The following is a 26,099-nucleotide window of genomic DNA, read 5'->3' as shown; positions in this document are numbered from 1 at the left end:
GATCTATTCGACGATGTCAAGCGTCCGACATGCACAAAAGTGCATCGAACGCCGAGATAGATCAGATCTTTACGCGATCGAGTCGGAGGGCGACGCTGGCGAAGTCTCCGGCGGGCAAGCCGAGCGGGAGTCCGTGGGCGAGCAGGACCGCGCCGCTGTGCGTCCGGCCCGAATCCGGGTCGGCGTACCGGGCGGCCGGATCGAGGCCGTCGAGCCGCAGCGGCCGCTCCGGCGCGTTGAAGTGCGCGGCCTGGCGGTAGGCGAAGACGACGGACCGGTCGCCCAGCACGTACTGGAGGGCGACGACGCCGTCGTCGATCGGGGGCCGCAGCCGGTACAGCGCGCCGTGCTGCACCACCGGCCGGATGTCCTGGTAGAGCGCGACGAGGTCCCGGGCGAGCGCGAGGTCCTCGCCGGGCCAGTGGACGATGTCGCCGCCGAGCCCGAGCACCCCGGCCATGGCGACGTGGAACCGGAACCGCAGCGGCGCCGACCGCGCGGTGACGAAGTTGGGGTTGTCGGTGACCCACGCCGACATCGCGCCGGCCGGGTAGAGCTGGCTGTAGCCGTGCTGGATCCGCAGCCGGTCGAGGGCGTCGGTGTTGTCGGAGGTCCAGACCTGGTCGGTGCGGGCCAGGACACCGAGGTCGATCCGGCCGCCCCCGCCGGCGCACGACTCGATCCGCAGGTCCGGGTGGTCCGCGCGAAGCCGGTCGAGCAGCGCGTACACCGCGTGGGTGTGCTCGACCCACAGCCGGTCCTGGTCCGCTTCGCCCGGCCAGCCCGCTTCGCTGAACGGCCGGTTCATGTCCCACTTCAGGAAGTCGATGCCGTGGTCGCCGACGAGCCGGTCGAGCCAGTCGTGTGCCCAGGCGGCGACGTCGGGGCGCGCGAAGTTGAGCACCAGCTGCCGCCGCAGCTCCGACCGGCGCCGGTGCGGGTGGTGCAGCACCCAGTCCGGGTGGGCGCGGTAAAGATCGCTGTCGGGGTTGACCATCTCGGGCTCGACCCAGATGCCGAACTTCATGCCGAGGGCGTGCACGGCGTCGACCAGCGGTTTGAGCCCGTCGGGGAAACGCGAGCGATTGACGTGCCAGTCACCGAGGCCGGCGTGGTCGCCGGTGCGGGCGCCGAACCAGCCGTCGTCCATGACGAACAGCTCGACGCCGAGTGCCGCGGCCCGCTCGGCGAGCGCCCGCTGCCCGGCTTCGGTGACGTCGAACCCCGTGGCCTCCCAGGAGTTGTAGAGCACCGGACGCAGTTCTTCCGGGTGCGGCAGGACATGCGCGCGGATGTAGGCGTGCCACGCCCGGCTCGCGGCGCCGAACCCGCCGCTCGTGTACAGCCCGGCGGAGACCGGGGTGGTCAGCGGGCGCCCGGGGCCGACGCGGTGGACGACGCCGTCCTGGCCGAAGCCGCCGCTCACGGTCAGCCGTCCGGTCGAGGACCGGGTGGTGGTCAGCCGCCATGATCCGCTCCAGGCCAGCGCGACGCCGTAGACCTCGCCGTGGCGCTCGGTGGCGGTGCCGTCGTCGACCATCACCCACGGGTTGGCGTGGTGGCCGGTGATCCCGCGACGGCTGGCGAACGTGGTTTCACCGTAGGGCACAGACTCCCGCTGCAGCCGGCTTTCCGCGGCCCAGCGGCCGGTGACGTGGCTGAGCCGGTAGTCCTCGGACACCGGCAGTGCCCAGGTGGCCGAGTCGGCCCGGACGACTTCGACGTCGGTGTCCGCGGCCAGTTCGGCCCAGCGTTCGAGGACGTCGCCGCGCAGTCGGTAGTGCAGGGTGATCCGCAGCGGGTAGTGCCGGTCGGCGAAGAACAGCCGCAGGTGGCTGCCGGTGGTTTCGTGGTCGAGATACCGCCATTCGAGGGCCCGCGTCCCGTCGGCGAAGCGGACCTGCAGGGCGGGTGTCCAGTAGCGGGTGCCGCCGTCGGCGGCGAGCTCGTCGAGCCCTTCGTTCGGGTCGTTGAAGCCGTCCCACCAGGGAAGCGCTTCCCCGGTCAGCTCGACGACGCCGGCTTCGGGCAGCGCGGGTCCCCAGTAGACATGCGTCGGGACGTCGTCTTCGCCGAGCCGCAGCGCGTACGTGCTCGACTCCCCGGTGAGCACCCAGGTGCGGTGTGCTTCGAGGAAGCTGATCCCGGTCATGCGGGACATCCTGCTCACCGGCGTGGCCGCCGCCAAGGGATGTCCCGCTCACCGGTCACGGGCGGTCGGTGAGATAGCCGCCCATCGTCTTGAAGTATTCGTGCGCGCTCACGTCGGTGCCGTCGGCGGTGCGGACGCGCTCGACCAGCAGGCCGGGCGACTGCCCGCGGCGGGCGTCCGGGCCGGCCACGATCACGACGCCGTCGCCTTCCCTGATGAAGATCCGGCCCGGCGTGCCGCCGTAGTGCCCCTGCGAGACCGACGCCTTGAGGATCCGCAGCTCCTGGCCGCGGTGGTGGGTGAACGCGTTCGGGTACGGGTCGGACAGCGCGCGCACGAACCGCTCGAGGTCGGCGGGCGGCAGCGTCCAGTCGATCAGGCTGTCCCGCTTGGCGCGCTTGTGGAAGAAGCTGGCTTTCGACCGGTCCTGCGGCACCGGCGTGTAGCCGGTCTCGATCAGCGAGATGGCTTCGGCGGTGATCGGCGCGATGAGGTCGACGGTGCGGTGGAACAGGTCCGTCGTCGTGTCGGCGGGCCCGACCGGGATCGCGCGCTGCAGCACGATGTCGCCGGCGTCGAGCTCGCCGTCCATCATGTGGGCGGTGACGCCGACCTCGGGCTCGCCGTTGATCATGGCCCAGATGAGCGGGGAGAAACCCGCGTACGCCGGGAGCAGCGAGTCGTGGATGTTCAGGGTGCCGTGGCGCGGCAGCTCGAAGATCTCCGGCGGCAGCCAGGTGCGCCAGTTGTTCGCCACGATCAGGTCGAGGTCCGCGGCCTTGAGCTCGGCCGGCAGCTCGGCGTCGTCCGGGCGGTTGCGCAGCAGGACCGGGATGTCGTGGGCCGAAGCGAGGTCGGCGACCGAGTCGGCCCAGATCCGCTCGTAGGCGTGGTCGCTCTTCGGGTGCGTGACCACGAGGGCGACCTCGTGACCGGCGTCGATGAGCGCCCGCAGGGTCCGGTGCCCCCAGGTCTGGTAGCCGAACATCGCGACGCGCATTGGTGCCCTTTCAAGATCGGGGGACGAACATCACCACGAACGTACTAGGCGAGGCTCGCCTAAGTTAGGTTAGGGTTCCCTGAATCGTACTGGAGCGCGCGAGGGAGCAACATGACTGCAGAGGTCCCGATCTACGACATCGTCGGCGTGGGCTTCGGGCCGTCGAACCTCGCGCTCGCGATCGCGTTGGCCGAGCACAACGCGGGCCACGCCGAGCCGGTGATCGCGCACTTCCTCGAGCGGCAGCCGCGGTTCGGCTGGCACCGCGGGATGCTGATCGACACCGCGACCATGCAGGTGTCGTTCCTCAAGGACCTGGTCACCATGCGGAACCCGACCAGCGAGTTCAGCTTCCTGAACTACCTGCACGCGTCCGGCCGGCTGGTCGACTTCATCAACCACAAGAACCTGTTCCCGCTGCGGGTCGAGTTCCACGACTACTTCGAGTGGGCGGCGGCGAAGGTCGACGACGTCGTCTCCTACGGCACCGAGGTCGTCTCGGTGCGGCCGGTGTACGACGGTTCGGAAGTGGCCTACTTCGACGTCGAGGCGTCGGACGGCTCGTCGTTGCGGGCCCGGAACCTGGTGATGGGCACGGGGTTGCGGCCCCAGCTGCCCGAAGGCGTCACCGCCGGCGCCCGGATCTGGCACAACAGTGAACTGCTGTTCCGGGTGGACGCCCTGCGTGGCGCCGACCCGAAGCGGTTCGTCGTGGTGGGTGCCGGGCAGAGCGCGGCCGAGGTGGCCGCGTTGCTGCACGACGAGTTCCCGCGCGCCGAGGTGTGCGCGGTGTTCGCCCGCTACGGCTACAGCCCCGCCGACGACAGCTCGTTCGCGAACCGGATCTTCGACCCCGAGGCCGTCGACCAGTTCTACCGCGCGGGCGAGCCGGTGAAGGACCGCCTGATGCGCTACCACGGCGCGACCAACTACTCGGCCGTCGACATCGACCTGATCGACGAGCTGTACCGCCGTGTCTACCGCGAGAAGGTGCTGGGCGTGGAACGGCTGCGGCTGTTCAATGTCTCGCGCCCGGCCGAGGTGACGGACACGGGAACGGTGACGGTCGAGTCCCTGACGACCGGCGAGCGCACGGTCCTGGAAGCCGACGCGGTCGTCTACGCCACGGGTTACCGGCCCGCGGATCCCACGCCGCTGCTCGGGGAGCTGGGCCGGGGTTGCCTGCGGGACGACGAAGGCCGCCTCCGCGTGGAGCGCGACTACCGGCTGGCGACGGAGTTCCCGCTGCGCGGCGGGATCTACCTGCAGGGCGGCACCGAGCACACGCACGGGATCACGTCGTCGCTGCTGTCGAACACCGCGGTGCGGGTGGGGGAGATCCTGCGGTCCGTCGTGGACCGCCGGGTGGTCGCGGAGCCCGTGGGGGAGTACGTGATCAGCGGTCGCTGACCAGCCAGACCGCGCTCACGTCGTTGAGGGAGGTCGAGCGCACGATGAGGGACGGGCCGGGGAGAGCACGCTTCAGCCGGTCCCACGTCTCCTCGGTCGCCGACAGGGGATCGCCGAGCTGGTCGAGCACGTCGTCCGGCGCGGCGGAGAGCGCGTAGAGCCGGTCGTCCACGTCGTCGTCGGGGCGCCTCACCGCGATGACTTTGAAGTACCAGCACGAGGCCGGATCGGCGATGCGCAGATACCCTTCGAGGGGCCCGTCGTACCAGTCGAACACGGCGACGTGGTCGATGCGGATGTCCGGCGGCGGGGTGTTCGCGACTCGCCCGGCGATGTCCTCCACGGTCAGCCCGCGGTGATCTGCTCGCGCAGGATGTCGCCGTGGCCGGTGTGGCGGGCGAGTTCCTCGATCAGGAACAGGTAGATGAACCGCAGGGTCACCTCGCCGACGACCGGGTGCGTCCACCGGTCGTCGAGCGAGAAGCCCGCCGCGATCTCGCGGGAGCGGGCGCTCGCGCGCTCGTACTCGGCGATCACGTCGTCGACCGTTTCGTCGTCGGCGACCGCGAAACTGACGTCTCCGGGGGTCGACGGGCCGTCGATCTCGGCGGCGTCGAGTCCGGCCACCAGCCACTGGAACCAGCGGCGTTCGGCGACGGCGGCGTGCTTGACCAGGGCGATCGGCGTGGTCAGTGACGGGACCAGCCGGCGCCGGGCGTCCGCTTCCGACAGACCGCGCGCGTTCTCGACGAGGGCGAGGCGGCCGCGGTCGATCATGGTCTCCAGCAGTTCGCGCTCGGAGCCGGTGGTCTTTTCGGGCAGCACGTACATGGGCTCCAGCTTGCCGGAGAATCAGTTCTGGCGCACCGGTGCCGGGTGGTGGCGGCTGATCGGGATGACCATCGGGGTGCCGCTCACCGGGTCCGGGGTGACCTGGCAGCGGACGTCGAAGACCTCCTCGACGAGCTCCTCGGTGATCACCGAAGACGGCTCGCCGGAGGCCACGATCCGGCCCGCCTTCATCGCGATCACGTGGTCGGCGTAGCGGCACGCCTGCGGGAGGTCGTGCAGCACCATCACCACCGTCCGGCCCTCGCCGCGGTTGAGGTCGACGACCAGGTCGAGCACGTCGATCTGGTGCGCGAGGTCCAGGTACGTCGTGGGCTCGTCGAGCAGCAGCACCGGCGTGCCCTGGGCGACCGCCATCGCGATCCACGCGCGTTGCCGCTGGCCGCCGGACAGCTCGTCGACCGGGCGATCGGCGAGGTCGGTCAGCTCCGTGGCCGCCAACGCGGCAGCGACCGCGCCTTCGTCCGAAGTGGACCATTGGCGCCACCAGCTCTGGTGCGGGGCGCGGCCGCGGCCGACGAGGTCGGCCACCGTCATGCCTTCGGGCGCGACCGGGGACTGCGGCAGGATGCCGAGCCGCTGGGCGACCTGGCGGGTCGGCAGGTCGTGGATCGACCGGCCGTCGAGGTACACCCCGCCCGCCTTCGGCGTGAGCAGCCGGGCCAGGGTGCGCAGCAGCGTCGACTTCCCGCACGCGTTCGCCCCGACGATCGCGGTGATCCTGCCGGGCGGGATGTCGAGGTCGAGGCCGTCGATGACGACCCGGTCGTCGTAGGCGACGCGCAGGTCCCGCACGTTCAGGGACGGTGTCATCTTCTCAGCCTCCGGAACCGGATCGGTTGGCCCTGGCCAGCAGCCAGAGCAGCAGCGGGGCGCCCAGCGCGCCGGTCACGATGCCGACCGGCAGCGGCGACGCGGTGATCGAGCGGGCGAGGATGTCGCTGCCCAGCACCACGACCGCGCCGGTGAGCGCGGACGCGGTGAGCGGCGGCGAAGCCAGGCGCGCCAGGCGTTGCGCGATCTGCGGCGCGGTGAGCGCGACGAACGAGATCGGGCCGGCGGACGCCGTCGCGAAGGCGACCAGCCCGGCACCGGCCAGCAGGAGTCCCAGCCGCACCGGCTGGACCGGGGTGCCGAGCCCGGCCGCGACCTCGTCGCCGAGCTGCAGCGTGCGCATCCACCGCGACAGGGCCAGGATCAGCGGCAGCAGTACCGCCAACGCGCCGGCCAGGGGGACGACGTGCTCCCAGCCGCGGTTGGCGAGGTTGCCGACGAGCCAGCCGATCGACGCCTGGGCTTCGGTGATCTGCGCGCGGCTGAGCAGGTAGTCGGTCAGGCTGGTGCACATCGCGAAGACGCCGATGCCCACCAGGATGATCCGGTAGCCGGTGGTGCCGCGCCGCCACGCGAGCGCGTACACGAGCAGCCCGGTCAGCAGCCCGCCGAGCAGGCCGAGCGTCGTGGTGCCGAGACCGCCGCCGAAGCCGAACGAGATGCCCGCGACGACGGCGGTGGCCGCGCCCGCGTTGATGCCGATCATGTCCGGGCTGGCCAGCGGGTTTCGCGTGATGGTCTGGAACACCGCGCCGGACGCGCCGAACGCCAGCCCGGCCAACAGCCCGGTCAGGGCCCGGGGCAACCGCAGTTCCTGCACGATGTACGCGGTCCCGCTGTCCCCGCCGCCGAACACGGCGGAAAGGACGTCGGACACGCCGAGCGGGACGTCCCCGATCGTCATGCCCACGCAGAACAACGCGAACGCCAGCACGGCGAGGACGAGCGAGACGACGGCGAGCCGGAGCCGGATCTGCCCGGACACCGCGGGTTTCGCGAGGCGGAAGGTGACGCGGTCGCGCCGCATCTGCACCAAGCTCATGTCAGGACTCCACCAGCTTGCGGCGGCGGACGAGGTGGATGAAGAACGGCGCGCCGAGGAACGCGACGATCACGCCGGCCCGGACCTCGCCGGGCCGCGCCATCACGCGGCCGAGGATGTCCGCGGCCAGCAGCAGGCACGGCGCCAGGACCGCGGTGTAGGGCAGCAGCCACCGGTGGTCGGGACCGATCACGAACCGCACGGCGTGCGGGACGATCAGCCCGAGGAACACGATCGGCCCGGCGACGGCGACGGAAGCGCCGGTCAGCAGCGTGACGGCCAGCGCACCACGCAGCCGTAGCGGCCCGAGCCGTCGCCCGAGCGCGACGGCGACGTCGTCACCGAGAGCGAGGCTGTTCAGTGCCGGCCCGCTCGCGATCGCCAGCACGACGCCGGCGAGGAGGAACGGCAGGATCCGCAGCAGCGAACCGCCGTCGACACCGGCGAGGGAACCGGCCGACCAGAACCGGAAACGGTTCAGCGCCACCGGGTCCGACAGCACCATCGCGCTGGTGAACGACCCGAGCAGCGCCGTGACGGCGGCGCCGGCGAGGGCGAGCTTGACCGGGCTCGAGCCGTTGCGGCCCCGGGTGCCCAGGAAGTAGACGATCGCCGTCGCGGCGAGCGCGCCGGCGAAGGCGAACCAGACGTAGCCGTAGAGGGAGCCGACGCCGAGCACGGTGATCGAGAAGACGATGGCGAACGCGGCTCCGGCGCTGATGCCGAGCAGGCCGGGGTCGGCGAGCGGGTTGCGGGTCAGCGCCTGCATGAGCGTGCCGGCCAGCCCCAGCGCGGCACCCACCGCGACGGCCAGGAGTGTCCTCGGCAGCCGGACACTGTGGATGATCACGGCGTCGGCCGAGCCGTCGTCGTGCCAGAGCACCTGCCAGACCGCGCCGAACGAAATCTCCTTCGACCCCAGCCAGACGCTCAGCAGGCACAGGAAAACCAGGACACCGAAGGCGGCGAGCAGACCGAGAGCGCGGCCCGTGTGTGGCGGGCGTCGCGTGAGAGCGATCCCTCCGGGGGCTGTTCGCACCGCACCTCCGACTGGTAGTGATTTAGGTAAGGCTAACCGATGGTACAGGAGTGCGTCCTCACCATCCGTTTGTTAGGGTCGCCTAAGTTTGCACCCCGATCGGGGTGCCGTGAGCAGCGGGAGGCTGGTCTACCGGTGAGCAACGGTGACGCTGTGCAGCAGGTGTCGAGGCTCGGCTTCTGGCGTGAGCGCCTCGCCTCGGCGCCGAAAGAGCTGCCGCTGCCGGTCGACCGGCCGCACTCGGCCGAGCCTGTCGTGGAACGGCTGATCAGGCCGCTGCCGATGGTCGACGAACTGACGCTCCTCTCGGCGTTCATCGTGTTGCTGTCCCGGTATTCGGGCACCGCCGACGTCGTGGTGGGCCTCGGTTCACTGGTGCCGCTGCGGGTCGATCTCGGCGGTTCGCCGGGCTTCGCCGACGTCGTGACGCGGGTGCGTGAAGCGCGCGAAGAGGCCCTGGCGCACGAAGTTCCGTTCGACGACCTGGTCGCCGAGATGGCACCCGAGCCGGGGCGCGGGGGATCGGTGCTGGTCAACGTCGGCTTCGGCGCCGACACCGACCTCCCGCTCGATCTGAACCTCACCGCCGACGGCAGCCTCGACTACCGCGCCGACGTCCTCGACAGGTCCACTGTGGACCGCATGCTCGGGCACCTCGCGCGCCTCCTGGCCGACGCGCTCGAGCGTCCACAATGCCTGGTCGGGCGGCTGGAAGTCGTGCCGGAGCCGGAACTGCGCCGGATCCTCGACGACTGGAACGACACGGACCTCGACGCGCCGCTGTCGACCCTGCCGGAGCTGTTCGCCGCCCGCGTCCGGGAAGCGCCGGACGCGGTGGCGCTGGTCTTCGAGGACCAGGAGCTGACCTACGCCGAGCTGGACGCGCGCGCCAACCGGCTCGCCCACGTCCTCATCGGACGGGGCGCCGGGCCCGAACGGGTGGTCGCGCTCGCCGTGCCGCGTTCACTGGAGATGATCGTGGCCGAGCTGGCCGTGCTCAAGGCCGGGGCCGCCTACCTGCCGCTGGACCAGGACTACCCGGCCGAGCGCATCGCGTTCATGGTCGCCGACGCGCGTCCGGTCTGCGTGGTGACCACCGCCGATCTCGCCGACCGCTTCGACGGCGATGTCCTGCTCCTCGGCGAAATCGACCTCGGCGCGGGCCCGGACACGGACCCGCGTGCGGAAATCGTCCCGGCGAACGCGGCCTACGTCATCTACACGTCCGGGTCGACCGGCCGGCCCAAGGGTGTCGTGGTTTCCCACGCGGGCGTGGCGAAGCTCGTCGCGACGCAGTCCGAGCGGTTCGGTGTCGGCCCGCAGAGCCGGGTGCTGCAGTTCGCGTCGCCGAGTTTCGACGTCGCCTTCTGGGACCTGTGCCTCGGCCTGCTCTCGGGCGGACGCCTGGTGATCGTCCCCGCCGAGCGGCGCGTGCCCGGCCCCGAGCTGGCCGAATACGCGCACGCCCACGGCGTCGACTTCATGATCTTGCCGCCTGCGCTGCTGGCCGAGTTCCCCGAGGACTGCGATCTGCCGCGGGACAGCGTGCTGCTGGCCGGGACCGAGCGGGTGTCGCCGGAGCTGGTGCGCCGCTGGGCGCCGGGGCGGCGGATGTTCAACGCCTACGGCCCGACCGAGGCGACGACCAACTCGACGCTCGGGCTCTGCGACCCGGAGATCCCGCCGGGTTCGGCCGTGCCGATCGGCGTGCCGGACCCGGGCACCCGCGCGTACGTCCTCGACGCCTACCTCGCGCCGGTCCCGGTCGGCGTGGTGGGGGAGCTGTACCTGGCCGGATCCGGTTTGGCACGCGGGTATCTCGGGCGGCCGGGGCTGACGGCGGAGCGGTTCGTGGCGGATCCGTTCGGCTCGGGCGGTCGGCTGTACCGCACGGGTGACCTGGTGAAGTGGCTGCCGGATGGGCGGCTGGTGTTCCTCGGCCGGGCCGATGACCAGGTCAAGATCCGCGGCTACCGCATCGAACTGGGCGAGATCGAGTCGGTGCTCGCCGAACACCCGCGCGTCGGCCAGTCGGTCGTCGTCGCCCAGGACGGGCAGCTGGTCGCCTACGCCGTCCCGGTGCCCGATCGCGACCAGGCCGCCGAGCAGGGCCACGTCGACGAATGGCACGACGTCCACGAGGAGATGCTCGCCGGCTCGACGGGCATCGAGGAGAACTTCGCCGGCTGGAACTCCAGCTACGACGGGTCCGAGATCCCCCTCGACGAGATGCGCGAGTGGCACGCGGCGACGATCGACCGCATCCGTTCTCTCCCAAAGCCCGAGCTTTCACGTGAAAGCTCGGGGTTGGGACGGGTGCTGGAGATCGGGGTCGGCAGTGGCCTGATCCTGTCCCGGATCGCGCCGGACGCCGAGGAGTACTGGGGTGTCGACCTGTCCGAGAGCGCGGTCGAGAACGTCCGGCGCGAGGTCGCCGCGCTGCCCTTCGCGGACAAAGTCCACCTGGCCGCGCGGCCGGCGCACGACCTCGGCGAGCTGCCGGACTTCGACACGGTGATCGTCAACTCCGTCGCGCAGTACTTTCCGAGCGCCGACTATCTGGCCGAGGTCGTCCGGACTGCCGCGGGCGTCCTGAAGCCGGGTGGGACGATCTTCCTCGGCGACATCCGCAACCTCCGCTCGCTGCGGGCGTTCCGCACGGCGGTCGAGCTGCGGCACGGCCGGGGCGACGTCGCCGCCGTCGACCAGGCGATCGCGCGCGAGGGCGAGCTGGTGCTCGACCCGGACTTCTTCCCGGCCCTGGCCCGCGAGCTGGACGGCTTCGACGACGTCGACCTGTGGGTCAAGCGTGGCGAGGCGCACAACGAGCTGACCCGGCACCGCTACGACGTCGTCCTGCGGAAGGCGCCGAAGCCGGAAGTGGCCGACGAGCAGGTCGTCGCGTTCGGCGACCTCGGCGCGGTGGAACGGTTCCTGGCCGCCGAGACCCCGGCGCGGCTGCGGGTCACCGGGATCCCGGACGCGCGGCTGGCCGGGGAGCTGGCGGCGGTCCGCGCCCTGGACACCGGCGACGCCGGCGCGGCACTGGCCGCCCTCGAGCGGCGGGACGGTGTCGACCCCGAAGCCCTGCACCGGCTCGGCGAGCAGGCCGGTTACCGCGTCGCGGTGACGTGGGCGGCCGAAAGCGGCGAGCTGGAGGCTGTCTTCACGCGCCCCAATGTGGCATTGGGTGCGTCCAGCGCACCCAATGTGGCGTTCGGTGCGTCCAACGCAACCAACGCCACATTGGGGCGTTTGGGCGAAGGCGGAACCGCGTACCGGCCGGTGCGTGCGGCAGGCGCGCCGGGGTCGTACGCCAACAACCCCGCGGCCCGGCGCGAAACCGGTGCGCTGGTGGCGTCGCTGCGGGCGCACGTGTGGGACCGGCTGCCGCTCTACATGGTGCCCTCGGCGTTCGTCGTGCTGGACAAGCTGCCCGTGCTCGCCTCGGGCAAGCTCGACCGCAAGGCCCTCCCGAGCCCCGAGCGGTTCGCCGCCGCACGAGGACGTGCGCCGCGCAACCCGGTCGAGCAGCTGCTGTGCGAGATGTTCGCCGACGTCCTCGGCCTGCCGCAGGCCGGCCCCGACGACGACTTCTTCGCCCTCGGCGGCCACTCGCTGCTGGCCACGCGGCTGATCCAGCGGATCCGCGCGGCCGCCGGCGCCGAGGTCCCGGTGCGGGCCGTGTTCGACGCGCCGACGCCGGCCGCGCTCGCGGAACTGCTGTCCGGGGCCGTCGCCGGCACCGGGCGGCGCCCGCTCGTCCGCGTCGCCGAGCGGCCGGATCGGCTGCCGCTGTCGTTCGCGCAGCAGCGGCTGTGGTTCCTGCACCGGCTGGACGGCGGGTCGGCGACCTACAACGTCCCCCTCGTCGTGCGGCTGGCCGGCGAGCTGGACGTCGAGGCGTTGCGCGCGGCGCTGAACGACGTCGTGGCGCGGCACGAGACGCTGCGGACGGTCTTCCCGGCCGCCGACGGCGAGCCGTACCAGCAGGTCCTCGCCGAGACGACGGTCGAGTTGACCGTTCGCGAAGTGGCCGAGTCCGAAGTGGACACCTCGGTGGACGGCCTGGTCCGCGAGGTGTTCGACCTCGGCGCCGGCGTGCCGCTGCGCGCCGCGCTCCTGGCGCTCGACCCGCGCCGGCACGTGCTGGTCGTCGTCCTGCACCACATCGCCGCCGACGGCTGGTCGCTGTCCCCGCTGTGGCAGGACATCGCCACGGCCTACCGCGCCCGGCTGCACGGCGACACTCCACAGTGGACTCCGCTGCCGGTGCAGTACGCGGACTACACGCTCTGGCAGCGTGATCTCCTCGAAACCGAAGAGACCGCCCAGCTCGACTACTGGCGCGAGACGCTCGATGACTTGCCCGAGCGGATCAGCCTCCCGCTCGACCGGCCGCACCCGCCGGTGTCCGCCCACCGCGGCGAGTTCTTCACCTTCACCTGGGACGCCGGGCTCCGGGCCGGGCTCGCCGACCTCGCCCGGGCGTGCGGCGCCAGCCCGTTCATGGTCGTGCACGCCGGCCTGGCGGCGCTGCTGTCGCGCCTCGGCGCCGGGCACGACATCCCGATCGGCACCCCGATCGCCGGGCGCACCGACCAGGCCTTGGACGACCTCGTCGGGTTCTTCGTCAACACGCTCGTCCTGCGCGTCGACACCGGCGGCGACCCGACGTTCCGCGACCTCGTCGCCCGGGTCCGCGAGCGCGGCCTCGACGCCTACAACCACCAGGACGTGCCGTTCGAGCGCCTGGTGGAAGCCCTCAACCCGGCCCGGTCGCTGGCACACCACCCGCTGTTCCAGACCATGCTGGCCTGGCAGAACACCCCCGGCACCGGCGCTGGCCTGCCCGGGCTCACCGTGACCACGCAGCACGTGGGCACCGGCACCTCGAAGTTCGATCTCTGGTTCTCCTTCACCGAGCAGGACGGCGGCCTCGCCGGCGAGGCCGAGTTCAACACCGAGGTCTTCGACCGGACCACCGTGACCGGCCTTCTCGACCGCCTCGAACTGCTGCTGCGCCAGGTCATCTCGGCCCCGGACCGGCGGCTCGGGTCCCTCGAAGTGCTGACCCCGGCCGAGCGTGACCGCCTGGACGGCGTCTGGTCCGGTGCCGCCGAGGACGTCCCCGCGGTCACCCTGCCCGAGCTGTTCTCGGCCCAGGCAGTGCGGACCCCGGACCACCCCGCACTGGTCTTCGAGGACGAAGAACTCAGCTACGCCCAGCTGGACGCCGTTTCGAACCGCCTCGCCCGCGTGCTCGCCGCGCGGGGTGCCGGGCCCGAACGCGTGGTCGCCCTGGCCCTGCCGCGTTCGGTGCACCTGGTCACGGCCATCGTCGCCGTGCTCAAGACAGGCGCGGCCTACCTGCCGCTCGACCCCGGCTACCCGGCCGACCGCATCGCGTTCATGCTCGAAGACGCGGACCCGGCGCTGGTGCTCGCCACCGCGGAGACCGCGGTTCCGGGCGCGCTGCTGCTGGACGATCCGGACGTCCTCGCCGGAGTCTCGGACGCGCCGCTCGACGTCGTGCTCCGGCCGGACAACCCGGCGTACGTCATCTACACGTCCGGGTCGACGGGCCGCCCCAAGGGGGTCGTCGTGCCGCACGCCGGGATCGTCAACCGGCTGCTGTGGATGCAGGACGAGTACGGCCTGACCCGCGACGACCGCGTGCTGCAGAAGACGCCGTCCAGCTTCGACGTCTCGGTGTGGGAGTTCCTGTGGCCGTTGACCACCGGGGCCACCGAGGTCCTGGCCCGGCCGGACGGCCACAAGGACCCCGCCTACCTCGCCCGGCTGATCCGCGACCGCGGCATCACGACCGTCCACTTCGTCCCGTCGATGCTCCAGGTCTTCCTGCAGGAACCGGCCGCGACGGAGTGCACGAGCCTGCGGCGCGTCCTGTGCAGCGGTGAAGCCCTGCCGCCGGACGCGGTCGCGCAGTTCGGCCGGGTGCTCGACGCCGAGCTGCACAACCTGTACGGCCCGACCGAAGCCTCGGTGGACGTCACGTCGTGGCGTACGTCCACTGAGGACAAGACCGTCCCCATCGGACATCCGGTGTGGAACACGCGGACGTACGTGCTCGACGCCGCTCTCCGCCCGGTGCCGCCGGGCACGCCGGGGGAGCTGTACCTCGCCGGCGTCCAGCTCGCCCGCGGCTACCTCGGCCGCCCGGGGCTGAGCGCGGAGCGGTTCGTCGCCGACCCGTTCGGCGCACCCGGCTCCCGGATGTACCGCACCGGCGACCTCGCCCGCTTCCGCCCCGACGGTGTGCTGGAGTTCCTCGGCCGCGGCGACGAGCAGATCAAGATCCGCGGCTTCCGCGTCGAGCCCGGCGAGATCGCCGCGACGCTGTCCGCGCACGACGACGTCGCCCACGCCGTCGTCGTGGCCCGCGAAGACCGGCCGGGCGACGTCCGCCTGGTCGGGTACGTCGTGCCCGCCGGTGCCCCCGCCGACGCCTTGCCCGCCGAGCTGCGGGCGCTGGCCGCCGCCCGGCTGCCGGAGCACATGGTGCCGTCGGCGATCGTGGTCCTCGACGAACTTCCGGTGACGGCCAACGGCAAGCTCGACCGCCGCGCACTCCCGTCCCCGGACCCGGTGGCGCCGACGTCCGGCCGCGCACCGCGCACCCCCGTCGAACGGCAGCTGTGCGAGCTGTTCGCCGACGTCCTCGGCCTGCCGCGGGTCGGCCCGGACGACAGCTTCTTCGCCCTCGGCGGCCACTCGCTGCTGGCCACCCGGCTGATCGCGCGGATCCGCACGGCGCTGGGCGCCGAGGTCGAGATCCGGTCGGTGTTCGAGACGCCGACCCCCGCGGGCCTGGCCGGGGTGCTCGCCACCGGCGCCGGGATCGCGCGCCCGCCGCTGGTGCCGGTGCCCAGGCCGACGCGGGTGCCGCTGTCCGGCGCCCAGCAGCGGCTGTGGTTCCTGCACCACCTCGAAGGCCCGTCCGCCACCTACAACGTCCCGCTGGTCATGCGGCTCGAAGGCGAGGTCGACGTCGAGGCACTGTGCACGGCGCTGGCCGACGTGGTCGGCCGGCACGAGGCACTGCGGACCCGGTTCCCGCAGCGGGACGGCGTGCCGTACCAGGACATCCTGTCCGTCGAGGACGCGGACGTCACCCTTCGGGTGCGCCCGGTCGACGACCTCGGCGAGGCGCTGACCGGGCTCGTCCGCGGCCCGTTCGACCTCGAGCGGCACGTGCCGATGCGGGCCGAGCTGCTGCGCCTGGGCGACCGTGAGCACGTCCTGGTGCTGGTGTTCCACCACATCGCCTCCGACGGCTGGTCGATGGCCCCGCTGTGGCGGGACATCGCCACCGCCTACGCCGCCCGCCGCGCCGGTGAAGCTCCACAGTGGACGCCGTTGCCGGTGCAGTACGCCGACTACACGCTCTGGCAGCGGGACCTGCTCGGCCGCGAGGACGACCCGGACAGCGTCCTGTCCGGCCAGCTGGACTACTGGCGTGAAGCCCTGGACGGCCTGCCGGACCGGATCGAGCTGCCCCTGGACCGCCCGCACCCGGCCGCCGCGACGTTCCGCGGCGAACTGCACACGTTCACCTGGGACGCCGGGCTGCACGCCCGGCTGGCCGAGCTGGCCCGCGAGTGCGGCGCGAGCGTGTTCATGGTCGTGCACGCGGCGCTGGCCGCCCTGCTCACCAGGCTGGGCGCGGGCACCGACGTGCCGATCGGCTCGCCGATCGCCGGCCGCACCGACTCCGCGCTCGACGACCTCGTCGGGTTCTTCGTCAACACGCTCGTCCTGCGCGTCGACACCGGCGGCGAGCCGTCGTTCCGCGATCTCGTGGCGCGGGTGCGCGAGCGCAACCTCGACGCCTACGCCCACCAGGACGTCCCGTTCGAGCGGCTGGTCGAGGTGCTGAACCCGGCGCGGTCGCTGTCCTACCACCCGCTGTTCCAGGTGATGATCGCCGGGCAGAACAACGCCCGCGCCGAGGTCGTCCTGCCCGGCCTGACCGTCTCCGAGATCCCGGTGACCACCGGGACGTCGAAGTTCGACCTCGCGATCTCGCTGACCGAGCGCGATGCCGGGATCGCGGGCGTGCTGGAGTTCAACGCCGACGTCTTCGACTACGCGGGCGCCCACGCGATCCTGCGGCGGCTCGAAGTGCTGCTGCGCGCGGCGCTGGCCGAACCGGACCGCCCGGTCGGGGCCCTGGACCTCCTGGACGGCGACGAGCGCGACCGCGTCCTGACGCAGTGGGCCGGTTCCCTCGACCCGGCCGGCACCGAGACGTTCCCGGGGATGTTCGCCCGGCGCGTCGCCGAGGCCCCGGACGCGGTGGCGCTGGTGTTCGAAGACGTCGAACTGACCTACGCCGAGGTCGACGCCCGCGCGAACCGGCTCGCCCACGTCCTGATCGGACGAGGCGCCGGGCCTGAGCGGGTCGTCGCGCTCGCCGTGCCGCGATCACTCGACATGATCATCGCCGAGCTGGCGGTCCTGAAGGCGGGCGCCGCCTACCTGCCGGTCGACGTCGACTACCCGGGCGACCGGATCGCCTACATGGTGGGGGACGCGGCGCCGGTCTGCGTCGTGACGACCCGGGAGATCGACGCGAAGCTGCCCACGGACGTCCCGCGGGTGCTCCTGGACGACCCGGCACTGGCCGGAATGTCCACAGAGGACCCGGCCGTGGTGGTCAAACCGGAGAACGCGGCTTACGTGATCTACACGTCCGGCTCGTCCGGGCGGCCGAAGGGCGTCGTCCTCCAGCACTCCGGCGTCGCGAAGCTCGTCGCGACCCAGGTCGAGCGCTTCGGCGTGGGCCCGCACAGCCGGGTGCTGCAGTTCGCGTCGCCGAGCTTCGACGTCGCCTTCTGGGACCTGTGCCTCGGCCTGCTCTCGGGCGGCCGCCTGGTCGTCGTCCCGGCCGAGCGCCGGGTCGCCGGGCCCGCGCTGACCGAGTACGCGCACCGGCACGGCGTCGACTTCATGATCCTCCCGCCCGCACTGCTCGACGCCATGCCGGAGGACTGCGACCTGCCGCGGGACAGCGTGCTGCTGGCCGGGACCGAGCGGGTGTCGCCGGAGCTGGTCAAGCGGTGGGCGCCCGGGCGGCGGATGTTCAACGCCTACGGCCCCACGGAGGCGACCACCAACTCGACGCTCGGCGAGAGCGACCCGGCCGAACTGGCGGACGCGACGGTCGTCCCCATCGGCATCCCCGACCCCGGCACGCGGGCGTACGTCCTCGACGCCGGGCTGCGGCCGGTGCCGCCGGGTGTCGTGGGGGAGCTGTACCTGGCCGGATCGGGCCTGGCGCGTGGCTATCTCGGGCGGCCGGGGCTGACGGCGGAGCGGTTCGTGGCGGACCCGTTCGGCTCCGGCGGGCGGCTCTACCGGACCGGTGACCTGGTGAAGTGGCTGCCGGACGGGCGGCTGGTGTTCCTCGGCCGGGCCGACGACCAAGTCAAGATCCGCGGCTACCGCATCGAGCCGGGCGAGATCGAGGCCGTGCTCGCCGAGCACCCGGCCGTGGGGCAGTCCGTCGTGCTCGCGCAGGACGGGCGGCTCGTCGCCTACGCCGTCCCGGCCGCCGGCCGCGACGAGGAAGCCGAGCTGGACCACGTCGGCGAGTGGCGCGAGCTGCACGAGAACGTCTTCACCGACGCGGCTGCGGGTGGCCTGGAGGAGAACTTCACCGGCTGGAACTCCAGCTACGACGGGTCCGAGATCCCCCTCGACGAGATGCGCGAGTGGCACGCGGCGACGATCGAGCGAATCCGTTCCCTGGCAAAGCCCGAGCTTTCACGTGAAAGCTCGGGGTTGGGGCGGGTGCTGGAGATCGGGGTCGGCAGTGGCCTGATCCTGTCGCGGATCGCGCCGGACGCCGAGGAGTACTGGGGTGTCGACCTGTCGGAGAAGGCCATCGCCAACCTGCGGCGGGAGTTGGCGGCGACACCGTTCGCGGGCAAGGTCCACCTGGCCGCGCGGCCCGCGCACGACCTGGGCGAGCTGCCGGAGTTCGACACGGTGATCGTCAACTCGGTCGCGCAGTACTTCCCGAGTGTCGGCTACCTCGCCGAAGTCATCCGCACCGCCGCGGCGCGCGTCCGGCCCGGCGGGGTGATCTTCCTCGGCGACATCCGGAACCTGCGTTCGCTGCGGGCGTTCCGGACCGCGACCGAGCTGCGCCACGGCCGCCGGGACATCGCGGCGGTGGACCAGGCCATCGCGCGGGAGGGCGAACTCGTCCTCGACCCGGACTTCTTCGCGGCCCTGGCCCGGGAACTCGACGGCTTCGACGACGTCGACCTGTGGGTGAAGCGCGGCAAAGCGCACAACGAGCTGACCCGGCACCGCTACGACGTCGTCCTGCGGAAGGCATCGAAGCCCGCCGCGGCCGACGAGCAGGTCGTGCCGTTCGAGTCCGTCACCGAACTGGACCGGCTGCTGGCCGCGCGCCCGGGCCGGGTGCGCGTGACCGGGGTGCCCAACGCCCGGCTGTCCGGGGAACTCGCCGCTGTCGCCGCACTGGCCACCGGGGCCGCCGAGGCGGCACTGTCCGCTTTGGACACTGAGGCTGGGGTGGATCCCGAGACACTGCACGAACTCGGCGAGCGCCACGGCTACCGGGTGTACGCGACCCTCACCGCGGACGAAGGCGCCCTGGAAGCCGTGTTCACCACCGGTGCGCCGACGCGGATCCACCGCGGCCGCCCGGTCCGGGCCGCCTTGGAAGCCCTGGGCAACCACCCGGCCGGGCAGCGGGACACGAACGCGCTGGTGGCGGCCCTGCGGGCGCACGTCCGGGACCGGCTGCCGCAGTACATGGTGCCGTCGGCGTTCGTGATCCTCGATCGCCTGCCGCTGCTCGCCTCGGGCAAGCTCGACCGCCGCGCCTTGCCGAGCCCGGACAAACAGGCCGTCACCGCCGGCCGGGCGCCGCGGACGCCGGTCGAAGAAGTCCTGTGCGGCCTCTTCGCCGAGGTCCTCGACACGTCGTCGATCGGCGTCGACGACGACTTCTTCGCCCTCGGCGGGCACTCGCTGATGGCGACCCGGCTGGTCGCGCGGCTGCGCGCGGTCTTCGGCGTCGAACTGCAGGTGCGGTCGGTGTTCGAGACGCCGACGGTCGCCGGGCTGGCCGCGTTGCTGTCGACCGCAGGGCAAGCTCGTCCGGCGCTGGTACGCGCCGATCCGCGGCCGGACGTGCTGCCGCTGTCGTTCGCCCAGCAGCGGCTGTGGTTCCTGCACCGGCTCGAAGGCCCGTCGGCGACGTACAACATGCCGAGCGCGGTCCGGCTGACCGGAGACCTGGACGTCGAGGCACTGCACACCGCACTGTCCGATGTGGTCGAACGCCACGAAGCCCTGCGCACCGTTTTCCCGGAGGTCGGCGGCGAGGCCCGGCAGCGGGTCCTCGACGACGTCACGATCCCGCTGCCGCTGCGCACGGTCACCGAGGCCACGCTCGCCGACGCGGTGTCCGAGGCGGCGGGCACGGTATTCGGGCTGGAGTCGGAGATTCCGCTCCGGGCCGAGCTGCTGCGTCTGGGGGACCGGGAGCACGTCCTGGTGCTGGTGTTCCACCACATCGCCTCCGACGGCTGGTCGACCGCCCCGCTGTGGCGCGACCTCGCGACCGCCTACACCGCCCGCCGGGCCGGGGAAGCTCCACAGTGGACTCCGCTGCCGGTGCAGTACGCGGACTACACGCTGTGGCAGCGGGAAGTCCTCGGCGAACCGGTGATCGAACCGCAGCTCGCCTACTGGCGCGAAGCCCTCGCCGGCCTGCCGGACCGGATCGAGCTGCCGGTCGACCGGCCGCATCCGGCGGAAGCGTCCTACCGGGGCGAGCAGTTCGCCTTCGGCTGGGACGCCGAGCTCCACAGTGGACTCGTCGAACTGGCCCGCGCGTGCGGCGCCAGCGTGTTCATGGTCGTGCACGCCGGGCTCACCGCGGTGCTCACCCGCCTCGGTGCCGGCACCGACATCCCGCTCGGCACGTCCATCGCCGGCCGCACCGACCAGGCTCTCGACGACCTCGTCGGGTTCTTCGTCAACACCCTGGTCCTGCGCGTGGACACCGGCGGCGACCCGACGTTCCGGGACCTCGTCACCCGGGTGCGCGACCGCAGCCTCGACGCCTACGCCCACCAGGACGTCCCGTTCGAACGACTGGTGGAGGCGCTCAACCCGGCCCGGTCCCTCGCATACCACCCGCTGTTCCAGACGATGCTCGCCTGGCAGAACAACGCCGTCGCCGACCTGGCCCTGCCCGGCCTGACCGCCGTGGAGGAGCCGGTCCGCACCGGCACCGCCCGGGCCGACCTGACGTTCTTCGTCGGCGAACAGCCCGGCCACCAGGCCGGAATCCGGGGCACCGCGGAGTACAACAGCGACGTCTTCGACCGCGCGAGCGTCGAGGCGGTCCTGGACCGGCTCCGGACGCTGCTGCGGGCCGTCGTGGCCGACCCGGACACCCGGATCGGTGCCGTCGACCTGCTCACCGAAGCCGAGCACGAGCGGCTCGCCGCCGACCCCGCGACCCCCTTGCCCGCCGAGACGGCCGCCGAGCTGTTCGCCGCGCAGGTGGCCCGGACACCGGACGCGACCGCGCTGGTCTTCGGTTCCGCACAGCTCACCTATGCCGAGCTGGACGCCCGGGCCACCACGCTCGCCCGGGCGCTGCTCGCGCGAGGCGCGGGCCCCGAACGGGTCGTGGCGGTCGCGCTGCCGCGGTCACCGGAGCTGGTCGTCGCGCTCCTGGCCGTGCTGAAGACCGGCGCCGCGTACCTTCCCTTGGACCTGAACCACCCGGCGGAACGCACCGAGCTGATGCTCACCGACGCGGCACCGCACCTGGTCGTCGCCGAAGACGGCTTCGGTCACCGGCTCGTCCGGCCGGGCGACACCGGGCCGGAACCGGCCTGGCCGTCGATCAGCCCGGACAACCCGGCGTACGTGATCTTCACGTCCGGCTCCACGGGCCGCCCGAAGGCCGTCGCCGGGACACAGCGGGCCCTGGCCAACCGGCTGTACTGGGGCCGCGACCTCGCCGAAGGCGTGCGCGTGGCCAAGAGCGCGCTGACGTTCATCGACGGCTCCACCGAGCTGCTCGGCGGGCTCGTCGCGGGCGACCCGGTCGTCCTCGCCGACGATGCGACGGCCACCGACCCCCTGGCCCTCGCCGAACTCGTGCGGAACGCCGGCGCGCGGGTGCTCACCGTGGTCCCGAGCCTCCTCGACAGCTTCACCGAGGACGCCCCGGCCGCCGCCCTGGAATCGGTGACCACGTGGATCACCAGTGGCGAGCCGCTTTCCGCCGCGCTCGCCGAAAAGGTCGCCACGCGCTGGCCGTCGGCGAAGCTGGTCAACCTGTACGGCTGCTCGGAGGTCGCGGGCGACAGCCTGGCCCACGTCTGCGCCGGGTCCGTGGCCATCGGGCGGCCGATCGCGAACACCCGCGCGTACGTCCTCGACGCCGCGCTGCGGCCGGTGCCACCGGGGGTGCGCGGCGAGCTGTACCTGGCCGGTGCCGGGCTCGCCCGGGGCTACCTCGGCCGTCCGGCGCTCACCGCGGAACGGTTCCTGCCCGACCCGCTCGGAGCGCCGGGGGAGCGGATGTACCGCACCGGCGACCTGGTCCGGCGGCGCGCCGACGGCACACTGGAGTTCCTCGGCCGCGCCGACCAGCAGATCAAGATCCGCGGCTTCCGCGTCGAGCCCGGCGAAGTCGAAGCCGTGCTGACCACGGACGCCTCGGTGGCGCGCGCGGCCGTGATCGCCCGCGAAAACCGGCTGATCGCCTACGTGGCGCCGTCGGGTGACCCCGTGGCGCTCCGGGCCCTGGTGGCCGGGCGACTGCCGGAGTACCTGGTGCCGTCGGCGATCGTCGTCCTGCCCGAGCTGCCGGTGAACGCCAACGGCAAGCTCGATCGCGCCGCGCTGCCGGACCCGGTGGCCCGGACGTCGGGGCGGGCCGCGCGGACCCCGGCCGAACAGGCGTTGTGCGAGCTGTTCGCCGACGTCCTCGGCGTCCCGGCGGTCGGCCCCGACGACGGCTTCTTCGCCCTCGGCGGGCATTCGCTCCTGGCGACGCGGCTGGTCAGCCGGATCCGGGCGCTGCTCGGCGTCGAGGTGCCGATCCGGGCGGTGTTCGACGCGCCGACCCCGGCCCGGCTCGCCGGGCTCCTTGACCCCGGCCGCCGGAGCCGGCCGGCGCTGGTCCCGGCCGAGCGGCCCGAGGTGCTGCCGGTTTCGTTCGCGCAGCAGCGGCTGTGGTTCCTCGACCGCCTGGACGGGCTGAACGCGACCTACAACATCCCGTGGGCGTGGGAGCTGACCGGCCCGGTCGACGCCGGCGCGCTGCAAGAGGCGCTGTCCGATGTCGTGGCCCGCCACGAGATCCTCCGGACGCTCCTCGTCGAGGAGCAGGGCACTCCGCGGCAGGTCGTGCTCGACCGGGCCGAGCCGGTGCTGGTCACCGAGACCGTCGCCGCCGCGGACCTCGACGAGCGCGTCACCGCCGCGGCGTCGTACTGCTTCACCCTGGACGCCGAGATCCCGATCCGGGCGACCCTGGTGTCGGCGGGGCCCGAGCGGCACGTGTTCGTGCTGCTGGTGCACCACGTCGCGGGCGACGGCTGGTCGCTGCCGCCGCTGAAACGCGACCTCGACACCGCCTACGCCGCCCGCCTGCGCGGCGAGCGTCCACAGTGGACCGCACTGCCGGTGCAGTACGCGGACTACACGCTGTGGCAGCGGGAGATGTTCGGCCGCGCCGACGACCCGGACAGCCTGCTCGGTCGTCAGGCGGCGTTCTGGCGGGACACCCTGGCCGGGATCCCAGACGAGCTGGCACTCCCGGCGGACCGGCCGCGCCCGGCGCGGTCGACGAACCGCGGCGCCGCCGTGCCGTTCACCGTGCCCGCCGCCGTCCACCGCGGCCTGCGCGAACTGGCCCACGGCAGTGACACCAGCACGTTCATGGTCCTGCAGGCGGCGCTGGCCGCCCTGCTGACCCGGCTCGGCGCGGGCACCGACATCCCTCTGGGCACGCCGGTCGCCGGCCGCACCGACCACGCCCTGGACGACCTCGCCGGGTTCTTCGTCAACACCCTGGTGCTGCGGACCGACACCGGCGGCGACCCGACGTTCCGGGAGCTCCTGGCCCGCGTCCGGGAAGCCGGCCTCGCCGCGTACGCCCACCAGGACCTGCCGTTCGAGCACCTCGTCGAGCTGCTCAACCCGCCCCGGTCCCTGGCCCGGCACCCGCTGTTCCAAGTCATGCTCGCGGTCTACCACTCGGGTGCGGAGCCTGAACGACTGCTCGGGCTCGACGCGGCCTACCGGGACACCGGGCTGCGGCAGGCGAAGTTCGACCTGTCCTTCGACCTGGTCGAAACGACCGAGGGCATCGACGGCGACCTCGAATACAGCCTCGACCTCTTCGACGAGCCGACCGCCCGGACGCTCACCGAGCGCCTGGTCCGGGTGATGACGGCGGTCGTCGCGGACCCGGACCGGCCGCTGAGCCGCATCGACGTCCTCGAACCGGTCGAGCGGGAACGGGTTCTGCGCGACTGGGGTGCCGGGGCACCGCTGACGCTCTCGGCACCGACGGTCGTCGACCGCCTCGCCGCGCAGGTGGCGGCGACCCCGGACGCGACCGCGCTGAGCGACGCCCACTCGAGCGTGACGTTCGCGGAGTTCGCCGCGCGAACCGACCGGCTCGCCCGGTGGCTCGCGTCCCAGGGTGCGGGTCCGGAGAAGCTCGTGGCGCTGGTGCTGCCGCGGTCGGCGGCGGTCGTCGAGGCGATCTTCGGCGTGTTCAAGACGGGCGCGGCCTACCTGCCGGTGGACCCGGACCAGCCGGCGGACCGGATCTCGGCGATCCTCGCCGACGCGGGTGCCACGCTGGCGCTCACCAGCCGTTCGTCGGGTTCGCCAGTGCCGGGGGCGCTGTTCGTCGAGGACATTGTGGACAGTGACGCGGCGCTTACCCCGCCGTCGCCCGCGAACCCGGCGTACGTGCTCTACACGTCCGGCTCGACGGGCAAGCCGAAGGGTGTCGTCATCCCGCACTCCGGGCTGGTGAACCTGTTCCACAGCCACCGCGAGACGCTCTACCGCCCGGCGGTCGCCGCCGCGGGGGGACGGCGGCTGCGGATCGGGCACGCCTGGGCGTTCTTCTTCGACGCCTCCTGGCAGCCGCAGCTGTGGCTGCTCGACGGGCACGAGGTGCACGTCGTCGACGACGACACCCGCCGCGACCCGGACCGGCTGGCGGCGGTGGTGCGCGACCGCGGGCTCGACTTCCTCGAACTCACGCCGTCGCACTTCGCGCAGCTGGCCGCGGCCGGGGTGGTTTCCGACGGGAAGTGCGCGCTGAGTGTGGTCGGCGTCGGTGGTGAAGCCGTGTCCCAGACGCTGTGGGAGACGCTGCGGTCGATGCCGGGCACGTCGGCGTACAACCTCTACGGCCCGACCGAGGCCACAGTGGACGCTCTGGTCGGCCGCTTCCGCGACGCCGAGCGGCCCGTGGTCGGCCGTCCGGTGCACAACACGCGCGCGTACGTCCTCGACGGCGGCCTTTCGCCGGTTCCGGCCGGGGTGCCGGGCGAGCTGTACCTGGCCGGCGCCGGGCTGGCCCGCGGCTACCACGGACGTCCCGCGCTGACCGCGGACCGGTTCGTCGCCGATCCCTTCGGGCCGCCGGGGGAGCGGATGTACCGCACCGGCGACCTCGTGCGGTGGCGGCCCGACGGGCAGCTCGAGTACCTCGGCCGCACCGACGACCAGGTCAAGATCCGCGGTTTCCGGATCGAGCCGGGCGAGATCGAGGCGGTGCTGGCCCGGCACGACGACGTCGGCGAGGCTCTCGTCGTCGTCCGGGACGAGCGGCTGGTCGCGTACACGACTCCGGCGACCGGCGATCCGGTGGTGCTGCGGGAGTTTCTCGCGCGGTCGTTGCCGGACTACATGGTGCCCGCGGCGATCGTGCCCCTGGACGAGTTCCCGGTGACCCCCAACGGGAAGCTGGACAAGGCGGCGCTCCCGGTGGCGGAGTTCGCCGCTCGCGGCCGGGCGCCGGAAACGCCCCTGGAAAAAGCTCTCTGCGAGATCTTCGCGGAGGTCCTCGACGTCGACGCCGTGGGCGCCGACGACGACCTGTTCGCCCTCGGCGGCCATTCGATGCTGCTCGTGGTCCTGCGCGACCGCGTCACCGAGCGGCTCGGGACCGAGCTGGAGATCGCCGAGTTCTTCCGTACCCCGACCGCGGCGGGCCTCGCCGCGCTGCTGACCCGAGACACGGAGTAGACGTGCACCGCACCCTGATGAACGCCAAGATCCACCGCGCCACCGTGACGCAGGCCGACCTGCACTACGTCGGCTCGCTGACCATCGACGCCGAGCTGATGGCCGCCGCGGACATCGTCGAGGGGGAGAAGGTCCAGGTCGTCGACATCACCAACGGCGCCCGGCTGGAGACCTACGCCATCACCGGCGAGCCGGGCTCCGGCGTGATCGGCGTCAACGGCGCCGCCGCGCACCTCGTGCACCCCGGCGACCTCGTCATCATCATCACCTACGCGCAGGTGGAGGAGGCCGAGCGCGCCGGGCACCGGCCGCGGGTGGTGCACGTGGACGGCGACAACCGCCAGGTCCACCTGGGACACGACCCGGCCGAGCCCGTGCCCGGCGCCGCGGCGCAGCTCCCGGGCCGGGTGGGGGCGGACACAGTTGCTTTTGAGAGGATGCCCTAAATAAGGTGTGCCTATCCTAA

10 protein-coding genes are annotated in these 26,099 nt (G+C 72.5%); 3 read left to right on the top strand and 7 right to left on the bottom strand.

The window, feature by feature from the left end; translation table 11 throughout:
* Positions 1-61: 61 nt before the first annotated feature.
* Both AB0G28_RS21455 and AB0G28_RS21450 read right to left on the bottom strand, forming a co-directional pair.
* Positions 62-2,152: an alpha-galactosidase gene (locus tag AB0G28_RS21455; protein WP_361091381.1), complete on the bottom strand. Its 2,091-nt coding sequence runs from the start codon at positions 2,150-2,152 to the stop codon at positions 62-64.
* Between the two features lie 55 nt (positions 2,153-2,207).
* Positions 2,208-3,152, bottom strand: coding sequence for a methionyl-tRNA formyltransferase (locus AB0G28_RS21450; RefSeq protein WP_361091379.1), 945 nt, complete (start codon positions 3,150-3,152; stop codon positions 2,208-2,210).
* 111 nt (positions 3,153-3,263) lie between these two features.
* Here AB0G28_RS21450 and AB0G28_RS21445 point away from each other — a divergent pair, with 111 nt between their 5' ends.
* On the top strand, positions 3,264-4,562 hold the full coding sequence (locus AB0G28_RS21445; RefSeq protein ID WP_361091376.1) for a SidA/IucD/PvdA family monooxygenase: 1,299 nt from the start codon (positions 3,264-3,266) through the stop codon (positions 4,560-4,562).
* Here AB0G28_RS21445 and AB0G28_RS21440 read toward each other — a convergent pair.
* The 5 genes from AB0G28_RS21440 to AB0G28_RS21420 are packed head-to-tail and all read right to left on the bottom strand — an operon-like array spanning position 4,549 to position 8,326.
* On the bottom strand, positions 4,549-4,905 hold the full coding sequence (locus tag AB0G28_RS21440; RefSeq protein ID WP_361091373.1) for a hypothetical protein: 357 nt from the start codon (positions 4,903-4,905) through the stop codon (positions 4,549-4,551). The genes AB0G28_RS21445 and AB0G28_RS21440 overlap by 14 nt on opposite strands.
* A 2-nt stretch (positions 4,906-4,907) precedes the next feature.
* Positions 4,908-5,393, bottom strand: coding sequence for a DinB family protein (locus tag AB0G28_RS21435; RefSeq protein ID WP_361091371.1), 486 nt, complete (start codon positions 5,391-5,393; stop codon positions 4,908-4,910).
* Between the two features lie 21 nt (positions 5,394-5,414).
* The gene (locus AB0G28_RS21430) at positions 5,415-6,224 is read right to left on the bottom strand and encodes an ABC transporter ATP-binding protein (RefSeq protein WP_361091368.1); all 810 of its coding nucleotides are present in this window, start codon (positions 6,222-6,224) and stop codon (positions 5,415-5,417) included.
* A gap of 4 nt (positions 6,225-6,228) precedes the next feature.
* Entirely contained in the window at positions 6,229-7,287 is a 1,059-nt protein-coding gene (locus AB0G28_RS21425; protein WP_361091365.1) for an iron chelate uptake ABC transporter family permease subunit, read from the bottom strand.
* 1 nt (position 7,288) lies between these two features.
* Positions 7,289-8,326, bottom strand: coding sequence for an iron chelate uptake ABC transporter family permease subunit (locus AB0G28_RS21420; RefSeq protein ID WP_361091362.1), 1,038 nt, complete (start codon positions 8,324-8,326; stop codon positions 7,289-7,291).
* Positions 8,327-8,479: 153 nt separating this feature from the next.
* Here AB0G28_RS21420 and AB0G28_RS21415 point away from each other — a divergent pair, with 153 nt between their 5' ends.
* A complete protein-coding gene (locus AB0G28_RS21415) occupies positions 8,480-25,633 on the top strand; it encodes an amino acid adenylation domain-containing protein (RefSeq protein WP_361091360.1) in 17,154 nt (5,717 codons plus the stop codon).
* Between the two features lie 2 nt (positions 25,634-25,635).
* Positions 25,636-26,079, top strand: coding sequence for an aspartate 1-decarboxylase (gene panD / locus AB0G28_RS21410; protein WP_361091357.1), 444 nt, complete (start codon positions 25,636-25,638; stop codon positions 26,077-26,079).
* Positions 26,080-26,099 lie beyond the last annotated feature (20 nt).

The sequence above is a fragment of the Amycolatopsis sp. NPDC021455 genome, assembly GCF_040640995.1.
GTDB lineage: Bacteria > Actinomycetota > Actinomycetes > Mycobacteriales > Pseudonocardiaceae > Amycolatopsis.
This window is presented reverse-complemented; position numbering and strand designations above follow the sequence as displayed.